The organism is Frankia sp. QA3, assembly GCF_000262465.1.
Classification (GTDB): Bacteria; Actinomycetota; Actinomycetes; order Frankiales; family Frankiaceae; genus Frankia.
Genome location: NZ_CM001489.1, coordinates 4,983,822 through 5,002,872, shown reverse-complemented (window position 1 = coordinate 5,002,872; position 19,051 = coordinate 4,983,822). Strand labels below are relative to the sequence as shown.

13 protein-coding genes are annotated in these 19,051 nt (G+C 73.2%); 5 read left to right on the top strand and 8 right to left on the bottom strand.

Going from position 1 to position 19,051, the window contains the following annotated elements; translation table 11 throughout:
* Positions 1 to 130: 130 nt before the first annotated feature.
* The 3 genes from FRAQA3DRAFT_RS20515 (at position 131) to FRAQA3DRAFT_RS37490 (ending at position 3,596) form a co-directional block, all read left to right on the top strand.
* Positions 131 to 889 (top strand): bifunctional 2-polyprenyl-6-hydroxyphenol methylase/3-demethylubiquinol 3-O-methyltransferase UbiG, encoded by a 759-nt coding sequence (locus tag FRAQA3DRAFT_RS20515; protein WP_035923169.1) that lies wholly within the window; start codon positions 131 to 133, stop codon positions 887 to 889.
* Positions 890 to 1,447: 558 nt separating this feature from the next.
* On the top strand, positions 1,448 to 3,013 hold the full coding sequence (locus tag FRAQA3DRAFT_RS20510; protein WP_009740969.1) for a DHA2 family efflux MFS transporter permease subunit: 1,566 nt from the start codon (positions 1,448 to 1,450) through the stop codon (positions 3,011 to 3,013).
* Positions 2,991 to 3,596, top strand: a complete 606-nt coding sequence (locus FRAQA3DRAFT_RS37490) for a MarR family winged helix-turn-helix transcriptional regulator (RefSeq protein ID WP_009740968.1) — start codon at positions 2,991 to 2,993, stop codon at positions 3,594 to 3,596. The genes FRAQA3DRAFT_RS20510 and FRAQA3DRAFT_RS37490 overlap by 23 nt, the downstream gene beginning before the upstream one ends.
* Before the next feature lie 118 nt (positions 3,597 to 3,714).
* Here FRAQA3DRAFT_RS37490 and FRAQA3DRAFT_RS20500 read toward each other — a convergent pair whose 3' ends face one another.
* The 8 genes from FRAQA3DRAFT_RS20500 to FRAQA3DRAFT_RS20465 form a co-directional block, all read right to left on the bottom strand.
* Positions 3,715 to 4,581, bottom strand: coding sequence for an ABC transporter ATP-binding protein (locus FRAQA3DRAFT_RS20500; protein ID WP_009740967.1), 867 nt, complete (start codon positions 4,579 to 4,581; stop codon positions 3,715 to 3,717).
* Positions 4,554 to 5,471, bottom strand: coding sequence for an ABC transporter permease (locus FRAQA3DRAFT_RS20495; RefSeq protein WP_009740966.1), 918 nt, complete (start codon positions 5,469 to 5,471; stop codon positions 4,554 to 4,556). Before FRAQA3DRAFT_RS20495 ends, FRAQA3DRAFT_RS20500 begins: the two co-directional genes overlap by 28 nt.
* A 34-nt stretch (positions 5,472 to 5,505) precedes the next feature.
* On the bottom strand, positions 5,506 to 6,549 hold the full coding sequence (locus FRAQA3DRAFT_RS20490; protein WP_009740965.1) for an ABC transporter substrate-binding protein: 1,044 nt from the start codon (positions 6,547 to 6,549) through the stop codon (positions 5,506 to 5,508).
* 273 nt (positions 6,550 to 6,822) lie between these two features.
* A complete protein-coding gene (locus FRAQA3DRAFT_RS20485; protein WP_009740964.1) occupies positions 6,823 to 7,749 on the bottom strand; it encodes a TauD/TfdA family dioxygenase in 927 nt (308 codons plus the stop codon).
* Positions 7,750 to 8,164: 415 nt separating this feature from the next.
* Positions 8,165 to 9,553 carry an ROK family transcriptional regulator gene (locus FRAQA3DRAFT_RS20480; protein ID WP_009740963.1) on the bottom strand — a complete coding sequence of 463 codons (1,389 nt, stop codon included), beginning with the start codon at positions 9,551 to 9,553 and terminating at the stop codon, positions 8,165 to 8,167.
* Between the two features lie 667 nt (positions 9,554 to 10,220).
* Positions 10,221 to 13,046 (bottom strand): phosphoenolpyruvate carboxylase, encoded by a 2,826-nt coding sequence (gene ppc / locus FRAQA3DRAFT_RS20475; protein ID WP_009740962.1) that lies wholly within the window; start codon positions 13,044 to 13,046, stop codon positions 10,221 to 10,223.
* A 228-nt stretch (positions 13,047 to 13,274) separates the two neighbouring features.
* Positions 13,275 to 14,549: a M56 family metallopeptidase gene (locus tag FRAQA3DRAFT_RS20470; RefSeq protein ID WP_009740961.1), complete on the bottom strand. Its 1,275-nt coding sequence runs from the start codon at positions 14,547 to 14,549 to the stop codon at positions 13,275 to 13,277.
* Positions 14,550 to 14,562: 13 nt separating this feature from the next.
* The gene (locus FRAQA3DRAFT_RS20465; RefSeq protein WP_009740960.1) at positions 14,563 to 15,078 is read right to left on the bottom strand and encodes a BlaI/MecI/CopY family transcriptional regulator; all 516 of its coding nucleotides are present in this window, start codon (positions 15,076 to 15,078) and stop codon (positions 14,563 to 14,565) included.
* Positions 15,079 to 15,881: 803 nt separating this feature from the next.
* On the opposite strand from FRAQA3DRAFT_RS20465, the gene FRAQA3DRAFT_RS20460 reads away from it, so the two are divergent.
* Together FRAQA3DRAFT_RS20460 and FRAQA3DRAFT_RS20455 are read left to right on the top strand one after the other, a co-directional pair.
* A complete protein-coding gene (locus FRAQA3DRAFT_RS20460; protein WP_009740959.1) occupies positions 15,882 to 18,032 on the top strand; it encodes a cytochrome ubiquinol oxidase subunit I in 2,151 nt (716 codons plus the stop codon).
* Positions 18,029 to 19,021, top strand: coding sequence for a cytochrome d ubiquinol oxidase subunit II (locus FRAQA3DRAFT_RS20455; RefSeq protein WP_009740958.1), 993 nt, complete (start codon positions 18,029 to 18,031; stop codon positions 19,019 to 19,021). The genes FRAQA3DRAFT_RS20460 and FRAQA3DRAFT_RS20455 overlap by 4 nt, the downstream gene beginning before the upstream one ends.
* Positions 19,022 to 19,051: the final 30 nt, after the last annotated feature.

The window sequence follows — 19,051 nt, the reverse complement described above, 5'->3', positions numbered from 1 at the left end:
TTCCGCGGGACACAGCCGTCCGTGGAGCACAGCCGTCCGCCGGCCGGCTGACCGCGCGCGGCTGTCCTTCTCCCCGGTGCCCCGCGACAGCAACGTCCTGTCGAGGTACCTCATTCGGGAGCATCCTGCGTTGTCCGAGCACATCCCGTCCGCGTGGTACGCGGACTTCTTCACCGACCTTCCCAACGAGTTCTGGCGCCGCGCCGCCACACCGGAATGGACCGCGGCCGACGTCGACTTCGTCGAGGCCCGGCTGGGCCTGCCGAACGATTCGCGGATCCTGGACGTCCCGTGCGGCAGCGGCCGGCACAGCCTGGCCCTCGCCGCGCGCGGCCACCGGGTGACCGGCGTCGACCTGTCCACCGAGGCCATCGGCCACGCCCGGCGCGCGGCGAGGGCCGCCAGGCAGGCCGTGGCGTTCGAGCACGGCGACATGCGTGACATCGACCGGCTCGGCGTCTTCGACGCCGCGGTCTGCCTCGGCAACAGCTTCGGCTACCTGGACCTGGCCGGTACCCGCGCGTTCGCCGCGGCGCTCGGCCGGGTCGTCCGCCCGGGTGGCGGGCTGGTCGTCGACTTCGGCGCGACGGCCGAGTCGATCCTGCCCGGCTTCACCGCCGCGCCGCGCACCATGCGGACCGGCGACATCACCGTGGAGACGACCACCGAGTACGACGTCGTGGCGAGTCGGCTGATCAGCCGCTACCGCTTCAGCCAGGGGGCGCGGCGGCTCGACGCCACCGCGCTGCACCACGTCTACACCAGCGCCCACCTGGGTGATGTGCTGGCAGACGCCGGATTCACCGACATCGGGCGCTACGCCGACCCGGACGGGGCGCCCTACACCCTGGGCGCCGGTCGCCTGCTGCTCACCGCCCGCCGCCGCTAACCCGACGTCGGGGTGGACCGGCCGTATCTCGCCGGTCCACCCCGACGCACGTCTCCACGCATCTGAACAGACCGAGCTTGAATACGTGGTTGGATTCCGGACCGCCGGGGCGAGGGCTGATTATGCACCGTGGTCGGTCCTGCTTGTTAGAACGACGATGCCCGAACAGTGCTTCCCTCGGCCGAGGCCACTCGGACTAGTCGGAGACGTCCTGCGCCGGGAATTCGTTGCCGTCCACGGCGCGAAAGTACCGCCAACGGGTCGAAGCACCGACGCCACGTCGTACTCGGACGTACTTGTCGCACTGTCACGGCGTGGTTAATCATGTCGGTTACGCCGCTTTTCGGAAGGCGCGTCTTCGGGTTGCGGCTGTGTGATGGCTGTCCTGCGGGAGGACGTGACGGAGTAGACGGACGGTGGCGTCGGTCACCTGGCGGATCGTTGCAGTAGAGTAAATATTATTTTAGTACAACTATCTGGGGTGTGGCCGGGATCGGTGACCGCACAGTGCCGCACAGTGCCGTCGGTGCCGGCCACGCCGCTCGCTGGGAGCTGCCGATGTCCGACCTGACCCGAGGACGGCGCCTACTCGTCCTGGCGATCTGCTGCATGAGCCTGTTCATCGTCGGGCTCGACAACACGATCGTGAACGTCGCGCTGCCGTCGTTGCGGCGTGACCTGCACGCCTCCGCCGCCGGCCTGCAGTGGACGATCGACGCCTACACCCTGGTCCTGGCCAGCCTGCTTATGCTCGGTGGGTCGACCGGCGACCGGCTCGGCCGGCGCCGGGTCTTCCAGACCGGGCTGGTCCTGTTCACCCTCGGGTCGCTGCTGTGCAGCCTCGCGCCGAGCCTGACCTGGCTGATCGTTTTCCGCATGGTGCAGGCGGTCGGCGGGTCGATGCTCAACCCGGTCGCCATGTCCATCATCAGCAACACCTTCACCGATCCGCGGGAACGGGCCCGGGCCATCGGGATGTGGGGCGCGGTGATCGGCGTCAGCATGGCGCTGGGACCGGTGCTCGGCGGGACGCTCGTCGAGTCGGTGAGCTGGCGGGCGATCTTCTGGGTGAACGTCCCCGTCGGCGTCGCGGCGCTGGTGCTCGCGGGTCTGTTCGTCCCGGAGTCGCGCGCGGCGCGGGCCCGCCGGTTCGACCCGGTGGGGCAGGCCCTGGTGATCGTCGTCCTGGCCTCGCTGACCTACGGGATCATCGAGGCCCCGTCGGCGGGCTGGCTCGCCGCGCGGACGCTGGCGCTGTTCGCGGTGTCGGCCGGGGCGGCGGCCGTGCTCGTCCGCTACGAGGCCCGCCGCGGCGAGCCGTTGCTGGACGTCCGGTTCTTCCGGGCGGCGCCGTTCGCCGGGGCGACCGGCATCGCCGTGTTCGCCTTCGCCGCGCTGGCCGGCTTCCTGTTCCTCAACACGATGTACCTGCAGGAGGTCCGGGGCTACTCGCCGCTGCTCGCGGGGATCACCACCCTGCCGATGGCCGGGATGACGGTGGTGTCCGCGCCCATCGCGGGGCGGCTCGTGGCCAGCCGCGGGGCCCGCACGCCGCTGCTGATCGCGGGCGTGGCGATAACGGCTGGGAGCGTGATGCTCACCGGGCTGGGTGTGAACACCTCGATACTCTGGCTCATGTCGGCGTACGTGCTCGTCGGGCTAGGATTCGGCATGGTCAACGCGCCGATCACCAACACGGCCGTGACCGGCATGCCGCAGTCCCAGGCCGGGGTGGCCGCCGGTATCGCCTCGACGAGCCGCCAGGTCGGGCAGTCCCTCGGCGTCGCGGTCATCGGATCGCTCGCCGCGGCGCACGTCGCCGGTCGCGCCGGGGTCGTCGACCCGACCAGTGCCGTCGGCTGGTGGACCGTCGTGCTGTGCGGGGCGGGCGTGCTGCTGCTCGGCGCCGCGAGCACCGGCGTCTGGGCGCGCGGCACCGCGCGGCGCACCGCCGCCCGGCTGGCCGCCAACGCGGCCGACGAGCACCCTGCCGGCCGCCCCGCCGGGCGGGCGGCCGGTTCACGGGAACGATCCGGGGCGGGGCGCGCCGGCGCTGCGGCGCGTTCTCGGTCCCACGGTTCCTCTGGGCAGGGTGGTCACGATGAGTTCGCTCCCGCGCGCTGACCGGCGCGGTCCCGGGCCGGCCGCCGCCGTGGTGGTCGACCCGCCAGCGGCCGAGCCGGCCACCGCCGACGTCCCGACCGTGCAGCCCGAACCTTCCGCGCCGTCCGGTGAGGTCGCGCCGTCCGGTGAGGTCGCGCCGTCCGGGCGGGCGGAGAGGTCCGCACGGGCGGCTCGGGTGTGGCGGCGGATCCGGTCGGTCGTGGTCGATCGCAATGAACGTCGCCGGGAGGTCTGCGAGGCGCTTGACCTCAGCTTCATCCGGGTCAAGGCGCTCCTGGCGCTGCAGGCCGGGCCGATGACGCTGGGCGAGCTCGCCGCCGCCCTGTCCATCGACCGCCCCTACACCACCCTCACCGTGCACGAGCTGGAACGGCGCTGCCTGGCCGAACGCACCGTGCACCCGGACGACCGGCGCTCGAAGCTCGTCGAGCTGACCGCGTCCGGCCGGACGGCGGCCCGGCTCGCCGACGACATGCTCAACCGGCCGCCCGCGGCGCTCGTCGCACTCGACGCCGCCGACCTGGCCACGCTCGACCGCATCACCGCCCACCTCGCCGGAGAGGGCCCCGACCCGGCTGGCTGAGGTCGGCGCGCGCCGGATCCTCGACTGGCGTGCGCCGGCTCCTCGACCGGCGTGCGTGCCGCCGGCCTGGTCGGGGTGCGGCCGAGCGCCTGTACCGCGCCCGGCCGCACCAGGGGTGTCAGTGGGTGCCCTCCGCGATTTCGTCCACGCCCAGTTCGGCGAGCAGCGTGGCGCGCAGCCGGTCGAAGGCGGGGTCGGTCCGGCGGCGCGGTGACGCCACGTCCACGGGTACGTCCCGGGAGAACCGGCCCTCGGTGAGCACGAGCACCCGGTCGGCGAGCAGGATCGCCTCGTCGACGTCGTGCGTCACGAACAGCACCGCCGGCTGGTGGCGCCGGCACAGCTGCTGGAGCAGGGCATGCATCCGGATCCGGGTCAGGGCGTCGAGGGCGCCGAACGGCTCGTCGAGCATGAGCAGTTCCGGTTCGCGCACGAGCGCCCGCGCCAGCGCCACCCGCTGCGCCTCGCCGCCGGACAGCGTCGCCGGCCACGACCGTTCCCGGCCGGCCAGGCCGACCTCGGCGAGCGCCGCGCGGCCGCGGTCGGCGATGTCCCGGCCGGATAGGCCGAGCGTGACGTTCGGCAGGACCCGCTTCCACGGCAGCAGCCGCGACTCCTGGAAGACGACCGAGCGCCGCCGGGCGGCCAGCACCTCGCCCTCGACGCCGTCGTCGAAGCCGCCCAGGATCCGGATCAGCGTGCTCTTCCCCGACCCGCTGCGCCCGAGCAGGGCGACGAACTCGCCCGGCGCGATCGTCAGATCGAGCCCGTCGAGCACCACGTGCTCGCCGAAGGCACGTCGCAGCCCGCGGACGCGCACCGCGGCCCCGAGCCCGGCCGCGGCCGGGCCGCCGGCGTCCTCGGCATCGGCTCGAGCGAGGACGGCGACCCCGCCGCCCACCCCCGGTGCCGGGTCCGCCCCCGCCGCGTTCGCCGGGCGCTGCGGGTTCCCCGTGCTCACGTTCCGTCGAAGCCGCGGCGCCATGACAGCAGCGTCCTTTCCAGGATGCGGACCAGGCCGTCGCTGACCAGCCCGAGGATTCCGTAGACGACCAGGCAGAGCACGATGATGTCGGTGCGGTTCCAGGACTGCGCGCTGTTGAGGAGGTAGCCGAGACCGGAGTCGGTGTTGACCTGCTCGGCGAACACCAGCAGCAGCCAGGCCACGCCAAGTGCCCAGCGCAGCCCGACGAGGAAGCCCGGCGCGGCACCCGGCACGATGACCGAGCGCACCAGCCCGAACCGGCCCAGCCCGAAGGTCTGCCCGGCCTCCACGAGCCTGGCGTCGACGCCGCGGATCGCCGCGTAGGTGTTCATGTAGATGGGGAACGCGACGCCGACGGTGATCAGGAAGATCTTGGCGCTCTCGCCGATTCCGATCCACACGATGATCAGCGGCAGCAGGGCGATGACCGGGATCGTCCGCAGGAAGTTCATCGCCGAGTCGACGACGTCCGACGCCGCCCGGAAGAAGCCGGCGACGATGGCGAGCGCGAGCCCGATGCCGACGCCGAACAGCACACCGGCCCCCACCCGGTACAGCGAGGCGCCGAGGCTGTCGACGAGGTCGCCGCTGCGCCACAGCTCGCGGGCCGCGCCGAAGACCGCCGCGGGCGAGGCCAGCGCGCGATCGCCGACGACGTCGAGCCCCGTCAGGGCCCACCACAGCGCGAACAGCAGCGCCGGGCCGAGGAAGCGGCGCACCTCCGGCGGCACCCGGCGCCGCCTGGTGGTGCGGCGTCGCCCGGCGGTGGGGTCCACCAGGACGACCGGGGGCCGCCCCGACGCCGCGGCCACCGCTGGCTCGGCCGCGAGCGGGCCAGGAGACGCCGCACGCTGGCGGGCGACGTCATGGTGCGAGATGAGTTCGGTCATGTCGTGTCGATCCTTCCGTCGCGGGCGGGCCCGCTCAGGTCGCCGGGAACGCCTTCGCGAAGGCCGCGGTCAGCTCGGCGTTGAACCCGGGGTCGAGCTCGTTGTCGACGTTGAGGGACTTCGGCAGCTCGCCGACGCCGCCCAGCAGCCGGGCCTGCACCCGCTGGCTGTCCACGAAGGCGGGGGAGACCGGCCGGTAGCGGGTCGCGGGCAGCGAGTCGAAGTACGTGCGCGAGGCGACCGGATCCTGCTTGAGCTGGTCGACGTAGTACTTCTGGACCCACGTGGCGGCGTTCGCCTTCGGCCAGGACGACGCCCGCGACAGCCGCAGGACGAAGTCACGCACCGCGCTGCGCTTCGCCGGGTCCTTCAGCGCGGACTTCGACGCGAGCAGCACCGAGTACTGCGGCAGCGAATGGGTCTGGATCTGGTACGAGCCGGGGGCCTGCCGGGCGACGGTGGCCGCATACTGGCGGACGTAGACGATGGCGTCGACCTGCCCGGAGGCCAGCGTCGAGGTCAGGCTGGTGACGGGCACGTTGACCGGGCTGATGTCGTCCTGGTTCAGCCCGGCGGAGTCGAGCTGGTTGAGCAGGTAGCCGTGCAGCGACGTGCCGACGGTGAACGCGATCCGCTTCCCGCGCAGATCGGCTGGCTTCTGGATCCCGGAGCCGGCCTTCGCGATGATCGTCTGGGTGTTCACCGGGTTCTCGGCGACGGAGATCGCCACGACGCCGGCGTTCGCGGCGTTCGCGAACAGCACCGGGGTGTCACCCATGTAGCCGATGTCGAGCCGTCCGGCGCTGAACGCGGCATTCATGTGCGGCCCGTCGGCGAACGTGCTGTAGGCCAGGCCGTACGGGGCGCCCCTGGCCGCGCCGGACAGCGTCAGCGGCAGCTCGATGGTCCTGCTCTGGTCACCGATCCGCAGCGTCACCCGCCGGTCGCCGGACGCCGCCCGCGCCCCGTCCCCGCTGCCGCTGCCGCTGCCGCAGGCGGCCAGGACCACCACGACGAGCACGGCGAGTCCGGCGGTCAGGAGGGAAGGACGCCGTGCCCACGGTCGTCGATGGTGCATCGCAGATCTCCCTGTTGGTCATCATGAGGTCTTGGCCGCCATGAGGTCTTGGCCGCCATGAGGTCTTGGCCGCTCATGAGGTCTCGGCTGCTCGTGCGATTCCGGCTGCTCGTGCGATTCCGGCCGGTGGTCGGCAGCCGTCCGGCGTGCGCCGAGAGCCGCGAGGGAGACGGCCCTCGCGGCTCTCGGCGGATTTCTCGGCTCTCGGTTCCGGCTCTCGGTTCAGGTCCTCGGTTCAGGTCCGCGGTTCAGGTCCGGTCCGGTCAGGTCAGGTCAGGTCCCGAGGAAGGGCTCGCCCGCGACGAGTTCGGACTCCCGCCCGTCCACACCGACCGGGACATCGCCCTCGATGGTCACCCGGTACAGCACCCGGTCGAAGTCGAGGTGGCCGAGGTCCGACGGCCCCAGGTGGGCGGTGGCCCGGTTGTCCCAGAAGGCGATGTCGCCCGGGCTCCACTTGAACCGCACGGTGAACTCGGGGCGGGAGATCTGGTCGTAGAACACGTCGAGGATCTGCCGGCTCTGCTTCGGCGAGAAGCCGATGATCTCGCCGTCCTTCGCGGTGAAGCTCGGGCTGACGAACAGCGCCCGCTCACCGGTCTCCGGGTGCACCCGCACCACCGGGTGGATCGCCACCAGCGGGTTGGCGGCCACCTTGCGGCCGTACTCGCTGTCGCTGGGGAAGTGCCCGAAGCTGTGCCGGGCGCGCAGGCCGTCCGCCAGGTTCCGCAGCGGCTCGGGCAGCGCCTGGTAGGCCGCGACCAGGTTCGTCCACGCCGTGTCCCCGCCGTACGGGGGGATGATGTCGCCCCGCAGGATCGATGCGGTGGGCGGGTTCACCAGGGCGGTGACGTCGGTGTGCCAGCCGTTGTCGTAGGTGGCCTTCCGCTTGCCGAAGATCTTCGCGTACCGCCGGCTGTCGATCGGCAGGATCTCGGGGAAGCCGGGCGGCGGCGCCTCCTCGTGCGGGTGCGCCGGCGTCAGCCGGCCGAACCGGCGCCCGAACGCGACCTGCTGGGCGTGGTCGATGTGCTGGTCCCGGAAGAAGACCACCTTCCACTGGTGCAGCGCCGAGCGGATCTCCGCCACGGTCGCGTCGTCGAGCTCCTCGCGCAGGTCGATCCCGTGGATCTCGGCCCCGGTGTGGCCGGAGAGCGGGCGGACGTCGATGCCCAGGGCGGTGGGTGTGGTGCTGGTCATCCTGCAATTCCTCCAGAAGATGGAAAAAGGGATGGATGGGGCCGGGAAAGGGGGACCCTGACGTTTGCGCGCGCTGTTGCGTCAGGTTTTTACCGCGTGCGAGGGCGGCCGGGATCGCCGGCCGTCGGGGTGGCAGCCGCGGTTCAGGGCCGGCTGAGACCAGCCGAGAATGCACGCGAGGATCGCTGGACCGGCGTTTTCGCCGCGGCCTGCCCCCGTTCTCGGATCGGCGGGGGAGGCGGCGGAGAGCCGGCTTCAGCGTGCTGAGGCGTGGCGGTGGATATCCCGCGTCAACATCGACGACAACGCCGGTCGGGGGGCGGGGAAAATCCCGCGCCGCCGCCTCCGGTGTTGTTCACAGGTCAATCTTCGGTGGTGACCGACCAGGCCGTCAATATTATGCGTTCCGCTGAAATTAATTGCCTCGGCGGGCGAGTGGGGCGGCCGGTCGGCGCGTCGCAGCCGCTGGCGCGGCCGGGGCGGGCCGGGGTGCCGGCGGATCGGCCGGCAGACTGTGCGGGCTGCGGTGCACCGCGTCGAGCACCGTCGCGCCCGCGGCGACCGCGAGCACATCGGGGCCGAAGCTGCTCGGCAGCACCATCCGTTCGGGTTCGGTGCACACCCGGGAGTGCGCCGAGATCTCGGCGTACAGGTCGGCCCGCAGGGCCGGCAGGAACAGAGTGGCGGCCTCGGTGAGAACGACGATCTCCGGATCCATCATGTCGACGAGCAGGGCGATCAGCCGGCCCACCACCCGCAGCCGGTCGCGGAACAGCGCCACGGCACGACGGTCGTCGGCGAGGGCGGCGGCCAGCAGGTCCTGCAGGTCCGGCCGGGAGATGATCCCCTCGCCGACCGCACGCCGCAGCAGTGTCCGCTCGGACAGCGTGGCCTGCACGCAGCCGGACCGGCCGCACCGGCAGAGCGCGTCGCTGTCGGCGAGCCGCAGGTGGGCGATGCCGCCGGCGGCGGAGTTCGGGCCGATGTGCACCGAGCCGTCGGTGGCGAACGCGGCGTCGGCGACGTTGCCCACGAACAGGTGCAGCAGGCTGCGTCGGGCCCGCGGGTCGCCGAAGAGGATCTCCGCCTGCGCCAATGCCCGCGCGTGCCCGTCGACGTATACAGGCAACCCGATGGCCGCCGCCAGCACGTCGCGCACCGGCACGTCCCGCCAGTCCAGCGGCTCGTGCTCGACCACCAGGCCGAGCTCCGGATCGACCCGGCCGCCGGTGACCACACCCAGCCCCAGCACCCGGCTTCCGCCGGCGTGCCGAGCGAGGAACCCGGGGAGGTGTCGGATGATCATCTGGAGGACGGTCGTGGCGTCTCCCTCGCGCGGCTGCCGCTCCCGGGCGACCACCTGACCGCGAAGGTCGACGACGCTGAAGGTCACGAACGGGACCGCGATGTGCACACCGCAGGCGAGATGGCGCCGGGTGTCGACGTCGAGCGGCACGTGCGGCCGCCCCGCCCGAGGGGACAGCGAGCTTGCCGGGAGCTCGCGCAGCAGGCCCAGCGAGATCAGCCCCGCCGTCTGCCGCGACACCGCCGCCGGGCTGAGCCCGGTGGCCCGGCCGATCGCCGTCCGGGCGACCGGCCCATGGTCGAGCACCGTCCGCAGGATCACCGCGGCGGCACCGGCGCCGGTCGGGCCGGCGCCGGTCGGGCCGGCTGCGGGCGCCGCGGCGAACCCGGGGACGTCCTGGCGTGCGGGCGTGCGGGTGTGCGGAGGGCGGGTGGGCAGCGGCGGCTCGCCGCGCAGGCCCACCTCGTTGCGGACGGACACGCTGCGCTGGACGGACACGGGGAACCTCCTCGCGTCACGGCCGTGCGACGGTGCGGCTGCACCGCGGCGCGGGCGTGAGGCGTGCCGAGACGCGCGTGGCGGCGGCGTCTCGGTTGGATGACCGGGGCGGGGTCCCACCGGCCGCCCGCGGGCGCCGTGACCGGAGGTGCTGTGACCGCAAGGCGTGACGGTGACCGCGGTCACCAGCCACGACCGGAGGACTGGCCGGGTGGGAGGGGAGTCGTACCGGGCCTCGTGCCCCGCGACGGTGGCCGGACCGGTGGGAGCGCCACGACCAGCGCGGCGATCGGCGACGCTCGGACCGACCGGGCCGCCTCACCGGCAGGCGTCGCCCCGCCCGTCCCGGCTGATGCGGCCGACCGCGGCGCACGGCAGGACAGTGCCTGGCGTGGCCCTGAGGCTCGGAAGGATCAGCGGTCAGGTCAACAGAGCGCGCTCGCAACGCGGTGGAAGTCGATGTGGGCACGGCATACCAGGAGAAGGCGCCGGCTCATGGAGCTGACGGTAGATAGTGCGCAAGAGGTTGTCAACCAAGACAATCAAGAAGCTACAAAAGCCCGCAATCCGATGGTGGGGCCGGTCCCCGCCGCCACCCGATCTGCCGCCGGCCACCCCGCCACCGGCCGCGTTCGGGCCCTTGCGGCGCCGTGGCAATCCGCGGTGGTCAGCCGGTGTTGCGAAGGCCGGCGGCGATGCCGTTGATCGTCAGCAGCAGCGCCCGGCGCAGCTGGGGATCGGCGCCCTCCCCGGCGGATCGGGCGCGGGCGAGCAGGGAGATCTGCAGGGCGTGCAACGGGGCGAGGTAGGCGTCGCGGACCTCGAGGGTGTGGCGCAGCGTCGGGGCGTTCTCCAGCAACTCGGCCTGACCGGTGACCGCGAGGACCTCGGCGACCGTGCGGGCGTGCTCGGCGCGGATCGACTCGAAGATCGAGCCGCCCTCGTCCCCGACGAGGGTCGAGACGTACCGCTGGGCGATCGTGAGGTCCGACTTGGCCAGGGTCATCTGCACGTTGCCGAGGAAGGTCCGGAAGAAGTGCCAGGACCGGTACATCTCGGCAAGTGTGTCGCCGGCCCCGGCGGCACGGGCCGCGGCCAGGCCGGTGCCCACGCCGAACCAGCCGGGCAGGATGATCCGCGACTGCGTCCAGCCGAAGACCCAGGGGATCGCCCGCAGGTCGGCGAGCCCGCCGGACCCGCCGGGCCGCCGCGACGGCCGCGAGCCGATGTTGAGGTTGCCGAGCTCCTCCACCGGGGTGGCGGCGAGGAAGAACGGCACGAGCGCCGGATCGCCGACGAACGCCTGGTAGGAGGTCCGGGCCGAGTCCGCGACCGCCTGCATGGTCTCGTCCCAGCCGGCGAGGACGGCCGGGCTCAGGCGCGAGGACCGGTGCAGGATCGACGCCTCGACCACGGCCGACAGGGTGATCTCCAGGTTGTGCCGGGCGAGCTGGGGCAGCGTGTACTTGTCCGAGATCACCTCGCCCTGCTCGGTGACCTTGATCGAGCCGTCCAGCGTGCCGAACGGCTGCGCCATGATCGCCTCGCCGCTCGGGCCGCCGCCGCGGCCGACGGAGCCGCCGCGGCCGTGGAACAACCGCAGCACGACGCCGTGGCGGCGGGCGACGTCGCGCAGTTCCCGTTGCGCCTTGTGGATCTCCCACTGGGACGCGGTGATGCCGGCGTCCTTGGAGGAGTCCGAGTAGCCGAGCATGACCTCCTGCACGTCCCCGCGAGCGCGCACCAGCGAGCGGTAGGAGGGGTCGGACAGCATGCCGTCGAGCAGCCCGCCGGCCGCCCGCAGCTCGGCCACGGTCTCGAACAAAGGTACGAAGCCGATGCGGGCCCAGGCGGGGCGGTCCGCGAAGCCGAGCCCGACCAGGCCCGCCTCCCGGGCGAGCACCACCACGGCCAGGATGTCGTCGACGTCGCGGGTCATCGAGACGATGTAGCTCTCGATGACGTCGCCGCCGAAGCGGTCCAGCGCCTCCCGGACGGTGCGCACCAGCTCCAGCGTGCCCAGCACCGCCGGGGGCAGCGGCGGCGGCACGGCGCCGAGCAGCGGCCGACGCCGGGCGAGCTCCGCGGACAGCAGGGTGCGCCGCTCGGCCCGGTCGAGCTGGGCGTAAGGGACGTCGAGCTCCCCGACCTGGTCGTACACGGCGGCCAGGGCGGCATGGTGCTTGTCGGCGTGCTCGCGGATGTCGAGGGTGGCCAGTGACAGCCCCATCGCGCGCGCCGTGCGGATGACGCGCAGCAGCGGGCCGTCCGCGACGAGGGGGCCGTCGGAGGCGGCGAGCGAGGCGCGCATCACCTCGAGGTCGTCGAGCACCTCGGCGAGGCCGCCGTAGTCCCGCCCGGGCACGTGCGGCGCGCCGGCGGCCAGCCGTTCCCGGGTACCGGCGAGCCTCGCCAGGATGTAGCTGCACTTGAGCCGGTACGGCTCCTCGGCGTTGAGCCGGATGTAGCGGTCGTGGACCTCCGGCAGCGCCTGGCGGTCCGCGGCCAGCGAGGACAGCAGCTCGTCGCTGACCCCCACCACCCGGGTCGACGCCGTCAGCTCCTTGATGAGCCGCTCGACCGAGGAGGTCAGCAGCCGGATGCCGAACTCGTGCTGGAGGGTGAGCACCTCCAGGGTGACCGCGGGGGTCACGTTCGGGTTGCCGTCCCGGTCGCCGCCGGCCCACGAACCGAACCGCAGCGGGTGCGCCCCGGCCGGCAGCGCGAGCCCCACCCGGCCGAGCCCCAGGTCGAGCTCCTCCAGCAGGTCGGGCAGCACCTCGGTGGCGATCAGTTCCAGGTAGTAGGCCGCCGAACGGGCCTCGTCCGCGGGCTTCGGCCGCTCCACCCGCAGCTCGTCGGTCTGCCACAGCACGTCGACCATCTCGGCGAGGCGCCGCTGGGTACGGTCCCGATCGGCGGAGGGCGCCGCGCCGTCCGGGCTGTCCGCGTCGAGCAGGTCGGCGATGCGGCGCAGCGTGTCGAGCACCGAGCGGCGGCTGGCCTCGGTCGGATGGGCGGTGAACACCGGGCGCAGCTCCAGGCGCCGCGCGATCGAGGCGGCCAGCGACCGGTCGAGGGTGCCGGCGTCGAGCGCGGCGGCCATCCGGTCGAAGGTCTCCGCCAGCGGGCCCTTCGTCCGGTCGGACAGCTCCCGGGACCGGTGCAGCTGCTCGGTGATGTTGGCGAGCTGGAAGTAGGCGGTGAAGGCGCGGGCGAGCACGATGGCCGTCTGGTCGTCCACGGTGGCGAGCAGCCGGCCGAGCTCGACGCCGTTGTCGGGACGGCGGGCCAGCGCGCGGACCTGCTCGACGAGCGCGAGCGTCTGCGCGCCCTCGTGCCGGGTCAGGGCCTGGCCGAGCAGATCGCCGAGGCGGCGGACCCCCGCGCGCACGGCCGCATGACGGGCGTCGGAGGAGACCCCGCCAGCGAAGGTGCCGGGATCCGGGGCCAGCTCGTCGAGGGCCGTACTCACGCTCCGCTCGGTCGTCACGCCGCCTCCGGTGGGTTCGCCTGGTTTCGCCGAGATGCCGGACACGGCGACCACGATGTCGCCGGGGGCCGGCGGGACCGTCCTGCGCCGACGCGGCCTAGTCTGCCGACTTGCCCGCGCCTTGCCTATGGCGGGATGGCGGGAGAGAGATAAATCGTCCCTCGGGCGCTCCGCCGCTCCTTGCTCAGACCCGTACCGGATGTCGCGAACCGTCGCTGAGCTGCGCGATCAGCCGATCAGGACGATCAGCGGGGGAGCCGCGAGGACGGCCACGGCGGCCAGGTAGGCCCCTGCGGGCAGCCACCAAGGGACCCCCGGCGGGTCGAGGAGTCGGGAGATCCGCGAGATGACCGGATTGGCCGTCCCGAGGCGGAGGCCGGGCACGTCCGGCGGTGCGGCCGCGGCCGCGGCGGCGGGTCCGGCTCCGGGTCCGGCTCCGGGCCCGGCTCCGAACCGGCCCGCCGTCCGGGCCGCCGTTCCCGGCAGGGGATCCTCGGCGCCGAGGGCGGGCAGCACGGCGGCCGGGTGGCCGGTGATGCTGAGTGCCCCGGCGGGGACCGGGGCCCGGGCCACGCCGAGCCGGGCCAGCGCGCGGGCGAGCGAGCGGCGGCTGGTCTCGCGGGCCGCGGCGTCGTCGGCGAGCATCTCGACCAGTAAGGACACGGCCGCCGTCGCCTCCCGGGCCGGCCGCAGGAACGGGAAGGTGCGCTCCCAGGCGACGAACGGCTGGATGACCAGATCGTGCCGTCCGGCGATGTGCGCCGCCTCGTGGGCGAGCACCGCGTCCAGCTCGGCGGCGTCGAGGGTGTTCAGCAGGCCCATGGAGACGACCACCCGGGCGTGGCGGACCCCCGGGACGCAGTACGCGACCGCGATCGGATGGTCGAGGATCCGCAGCAGGATGCGGGCCCGGTCGCGGTGCTCGCACAGGCAGCAGGTGGTGGCGCCGCTCGCACCATCGCCGGCGGTGGCACCATCGCCGGCGGTGGCACCATCGCCGGCGGTGGCATCGCCGCCGGGGCTCGCACCATTGCCGGCGCCGTCGCCCGTGGCGGGCGGGTGGAGGTGGGTGTGGTCGGCCGACTCCCGGGCGCCGTGGCCGCGGTGACGGCGCCCGGCGAGGTCGACCAGGTGCCGGTGCCGGTGCCGCTCGCGCAGGGTGGCCGCGGTGGAGGCGCAGAGCACCCCGAACAGCCGGCAGGCCAGGGTCGTCGCCATGGCGAGGCCGACGAGGTTGATCCAGCGCAGGCCGGTGAGGGGAGACCCGGCCGCGATGTTGCCGAGATGGTCGGTGATCGCGGTCGGGGTGTCGGTGGACAACGGGGAGACGGTGAACGCGATCGCGGCCAGCAGGGCCGAGACGCCGCCGGCCAGCCCGATCGCCTGCCAGAGCACGATCGCCGCCCGCGGGCAGCGGTGCGCCCAGCGCGCGGTGGCCAGCAGGCGTGGTACCGGCCAGGCCAGCACGCCCGCGAACAGGGCGAGGAGGGCCGCGGTCGTCATCTCCTCCGCAACGCTACCGCCCGTCGGGTGGAATCTGAACCGTTCGATCCGAGTCGGTGGTCACCGCACCAGGTCGGTCCGGCTCGCCAGAGGCTGTCCCGAGCGGTGGCGGGATGGACGGATCCGGGGCCGCGGTGGCCGCGAGGTCGGGGCCGCCGACCACCTCCGCCGGATCGCCGCCGAGGGGTTCCAACGCCCGGCGAAGGATCTCCGCCTCCTCGGCGGAGACCGATCCGACGAAGCGCACCAGCGCCGAACCGCGGTCGTCCGCGGTGCCCAGCGCCTCCATCATCGCCTCGGCGACGACGGCCTCCCGGCTGTCGGACGCGGCGTAACGGTGTGCACGCGCGGCCCGCTGCCGGCGGACGAAACCCTTGCGTTCCAGTCTTTCGAGCACGGTCAGCACGGTGGTGTACGCGAGATCGCGCTCATGGTCGAGCCGGGCCGCGACCTCGCGGGCCGTGAGCCAGCCTTCGCTCGACCACAACACGTCCATGACCGACCGTTCGAGGTCACCCAGGCGCGCCATGTGTCGATCCTACGTCGCGTAGAAGTTCAGGGCGGCGGAACGGTCTCGTTCGCGTCGCCTCCTGCGTCACACAGCCGCGCGACCTCGGTGTTCGCCTCGCGAGGGTGGGTGCGGGCGGCCGCGCCCCGCCGTCGGCCCGCCCGCGCCGACGCAGCCGACGTCACAACCGGGCCGTGGCCCGATGGTCGCACCGCCGCGCCGGCCGCCGTCCGGCGCCGCCCGCGCGGCGTCGGGACTTTCTTCCTGGCCCCATCCGGCGCGACACCGGCCCATTCCTCCCACGCCGCCCCCGGCCGGGTGCACCCTCGGGACCGTCCCGGCCGCCCGGCGCCCGGCCGGCCCGACGGCGGCGTCGGCAATTGCATTCGCCGCCGTTCCCGGCGGCCTTGTGGCGGGTTACCCGCTCGGGGCGTGCTTGTGTTATCCGAAAGTTATTTTTTCGGTGGAGCCGACCGGCCCGGCCCGGGGGGTGAACTCGTTCCAGTTCGCCGTGACCAGTTGCGCGGAATGCCCGGGACGGGCCCATTGGTGCCGCGGTGAACGCCGTGAATGCCAAGGTCCGCGGCTGACGGGCACGTCACACGCGGTTTGTGAGGGGAAGCGGCCGGAAGTCGGCGTATGCACGTAGAGGGGACGCGCGATGCACTGCCCCGCCGGCCGGCGTCGCGCATGTCGTGGACCTCACGGAGGCCCGACCGCCGACCGGATCACCCGCTACGTACCTTAGGACCTTCTACTTTGGGTAGAAGGTCGACTGAATCCCGGTCGATTTCTTCCCGCGGTCCTTCGAAGGAGCCGTGCGCATGGTTCTCGCCGCCGACGCCGTCGACCTCGCTCGTGCCCAGACGGCGTTCTCCCTCGCGTTCCACATCTGCTTCGCCGTGTTCGGTGTCGGTTTGCCATGGCTGCTGATCTACACCGAGCGACGTTGGCTCAAGACCGGAGATCCGGTCTGGCTGGCGCTGACGAAGAAGTGGTCGCGTGCCTTCGCCGTTCTCTTCGCGGTGGGGGCCGTCTCGGGAACAGTGTTGTCGTTCGAGTTCGGGCTGCTCTGGCCCGCGTTCATGTCCAAATACGGGGGCGCCCTCGGGCTGTCGTTCACCCTGGAGGGCTTTGCGTTCTTCACCGAGGCGATCTTCGTCGGCATGTACCTGTACGGCTGGAAGCGCCTCTCGCCGCGGGCCCACTGGCTGACGCTGTGGCCGATCGCGATCTCGGGCACCCTGTCGACGCTGTTCATCATCACGGTCAACGCCTGGATGAACGTGCCGCGCGGGATCGTCGAGAAGGACGGCAAGCTCCTCGAGGCCAAGCCGTACGCCCCGTTCATCAGCCCAGGTACCCCGCCGCAGCTCGTCCACATGCTGATCGCGGCGCTGATGTGCGCCGGCGGCATGGTCGCGGCCATCTACGCGGTGGGCATGCTGCGCGGCCGCCGCGACACCTACCACCAGCGCGGCCTGAAGATCGGGCTCGCGGTCGTGCTGGCCTGTGCACCGCTGCAGCTCATCGTCGGGGACTGGGCGGCCCGCGTCGCCGGCGCGAACCAGCCGTTCAAGCTCGCGGCGATGGAGGGGCTGTACCACACCGGGTCGAACGCTCCCTTCGCCATCGGCGGGATCTACGACAACAAGACCGGTGAGATCCGCTACGGCCTGGAGATCCCCGGTGGGCTTTCCCTGCTGGAGGGCTTCAGCACCGGTCATGTGATCAAGGGCCTGGACGGCGCGCCGCCGGACGAGCGGCCGAACGGCGCGCTGGTGCACGGGGCGTTCACCACCATGGTCGGGGCGGGTTCCGCCCTGATCGGGCTGTCGTTGCTCACCGGCTTCGTCGTCCTGCGGCGGCGCCGACGAGGGGAGCGCCCGCTGCTGCCCACCAGCAGGCCGTGGCTGATCGCCGCGGCGTGCACGGGGCCGGCGGCGATGCTGGCGATGCTCACCGGCTGGGAGGTCACCGAGGGTGGCCGCCAGCCGTGGATCGTCGGCGACCACATGCGGGTCGTCGAGGGTGTGGCCGGCGGTGACGCGGTCGCGCCGATGTTCGCGGGCACCCTGGTGCTCTACCTCGGGCTCGCCGGCGCGCTGCTGCTCATCCTGCGGCGGATGGCCACCGGTGGCCCCAGCGGCGAGCAGCTGCGTCCCGGCCAGCCCGCCGGTCCCTCGGCGCCCACCGCCCCCCGGCCGCGCGACGGCGGATCCGGCACCGGCGGCTCGGGCCCGGCCGGCTCCGGACCGGAGCAGGGCAGCGGCGACGACGAGTCCGGCTCGAAGGAGTCCGTCCCGGCTGCCCAGTACATCCCGGCTGCCCGGTATGTTCCGTCCGCCAAGTACGTCCCGTCCGCCAAGTACGTCCCGTCCGCCGAGTACGTCCCGGCCGCCGAGTACGACCCGGCCGCCGAGCCGGCCGCCTGGTACACGCCCCGGATGGACCTGGTCCTCGACCGTGACCACAACAGCGTGCCGGTGGCGGTGCTCATCCCCGGCCGCCTCCCCGTGACCGACGTCGGCGCACCCGCTCCCGCCGACGGCATCGTGGTCACCGGGGCCGGCGACCCGTCCACGGGATCAGACCCGTCCACGGGATCCGACCCGTCCACCGAGGCCGAGCCGTCGACGGGCGCCGAGCCCACCACCAACCCGAGCACCAACCCGAGCACCAACCCGCCGCCGGCCATCAGCCCGCAGCCGGATGGCGCCAAGCCGTCTGCCGCGCCCGCGCCTGCGCCCGCGCCTGCGCCTGCTCCGCCCACCATCCCGCGGCCCCGGCCCGAGCCGCACCCCACCGGGTCGTCCGGGGGTGGGCGACCCGTGCCGTCGAACCGGCGTGGCGCGCCCGGCTGGCATGGCCTGCTGGGCCGGCGCTCCACGGGTGGCCGGCACGCCACCACCGGCCGCCGTCCCGACACCGGCGCGCGCAGCGCCGGCCGCACCGACCGGGGAGAGACCCGATGACCGCCGCCGACCTGCTCCTCGTCGTCATGGTGATCGGCCTGACGGCCTACGCGCTGCTCGGCGGCGCGGACTTCGGCGGCGGCGTGTGGGACCTGCTCGCCCGGGGACGGGACGCGCGGGCCCAGCGCAAGCTGATCTCGAACGCGATCGGGCCGGTGTGGGAGGCCAACCACGTCTGGCTCGTGTTCATCGTCGTCGCCCTGTTCAGCGGGTTCCCGCCCGCCTACGGGGTGGTCGGCTCGTCGTTGGAGGTCCCGCTGTCGGCCGCGTTGGTCGGCATCGTGCTGCGCGGCGCGGCCTACGTCTACCGCGCCTACGGCGCCGGCGCGGCGGGCCCCGACCACTGGTGGGGGCACGTCTTCGCGGTGTCGTCCACGATCACCCCGTTCGCGCTCGGGGTGGCCGGCGCGGCGCTGGCCACCGGGAACATGTCGCCCGACGACCCGTTCGCCCCGGTCCGCAGCTCCTTCGGCCTCGTCTGCGGGCTGTTCGCGGTCGCCGCGACCGCCTTCCTCGCGGCGGTCTACCTGTGCAAGGACGCGGCGGCCTCGCCGGCCACCGAGCACCTGGTGCCCGACTTCCGTCGCCGCGCCGTCGGCGGGGCCGTGGTCTGCGGCATCCTCGCGCTGATCCTGCTGCCGCTGTTCTGGGACCAGGCCCCCGTGGTGGCGCACCGGTTCGCTGACCGTTCGATGCTGCTGGTGGTGCTCTCCGCGGTCGGCGGAATCGGCTCCCTGGTCGCGCTGGCGCGTAACCAGTTCGTCGCCGCCCGGCTGGCGGCGGGTCTCGCGGTCGCCGCGATGCTCTGGGGCTGGGCGGTCGCCCAGTACCCCGACCTGGTGGTGGGGCAGGTGACGGTCGACGACGCCGCGGCTCCGTCGACCAACATCCACGCGATGCTGTACGCCGTCGCCGGCGGCCTCGTGCTGGTCCTGCCGCCGATGATCGTGCTGTTCCGGCTGTTCACGCGGCCCGAGCCGGTGGACTGACCCGGCCGGGACCGGTGGGCTGCCCCCGGA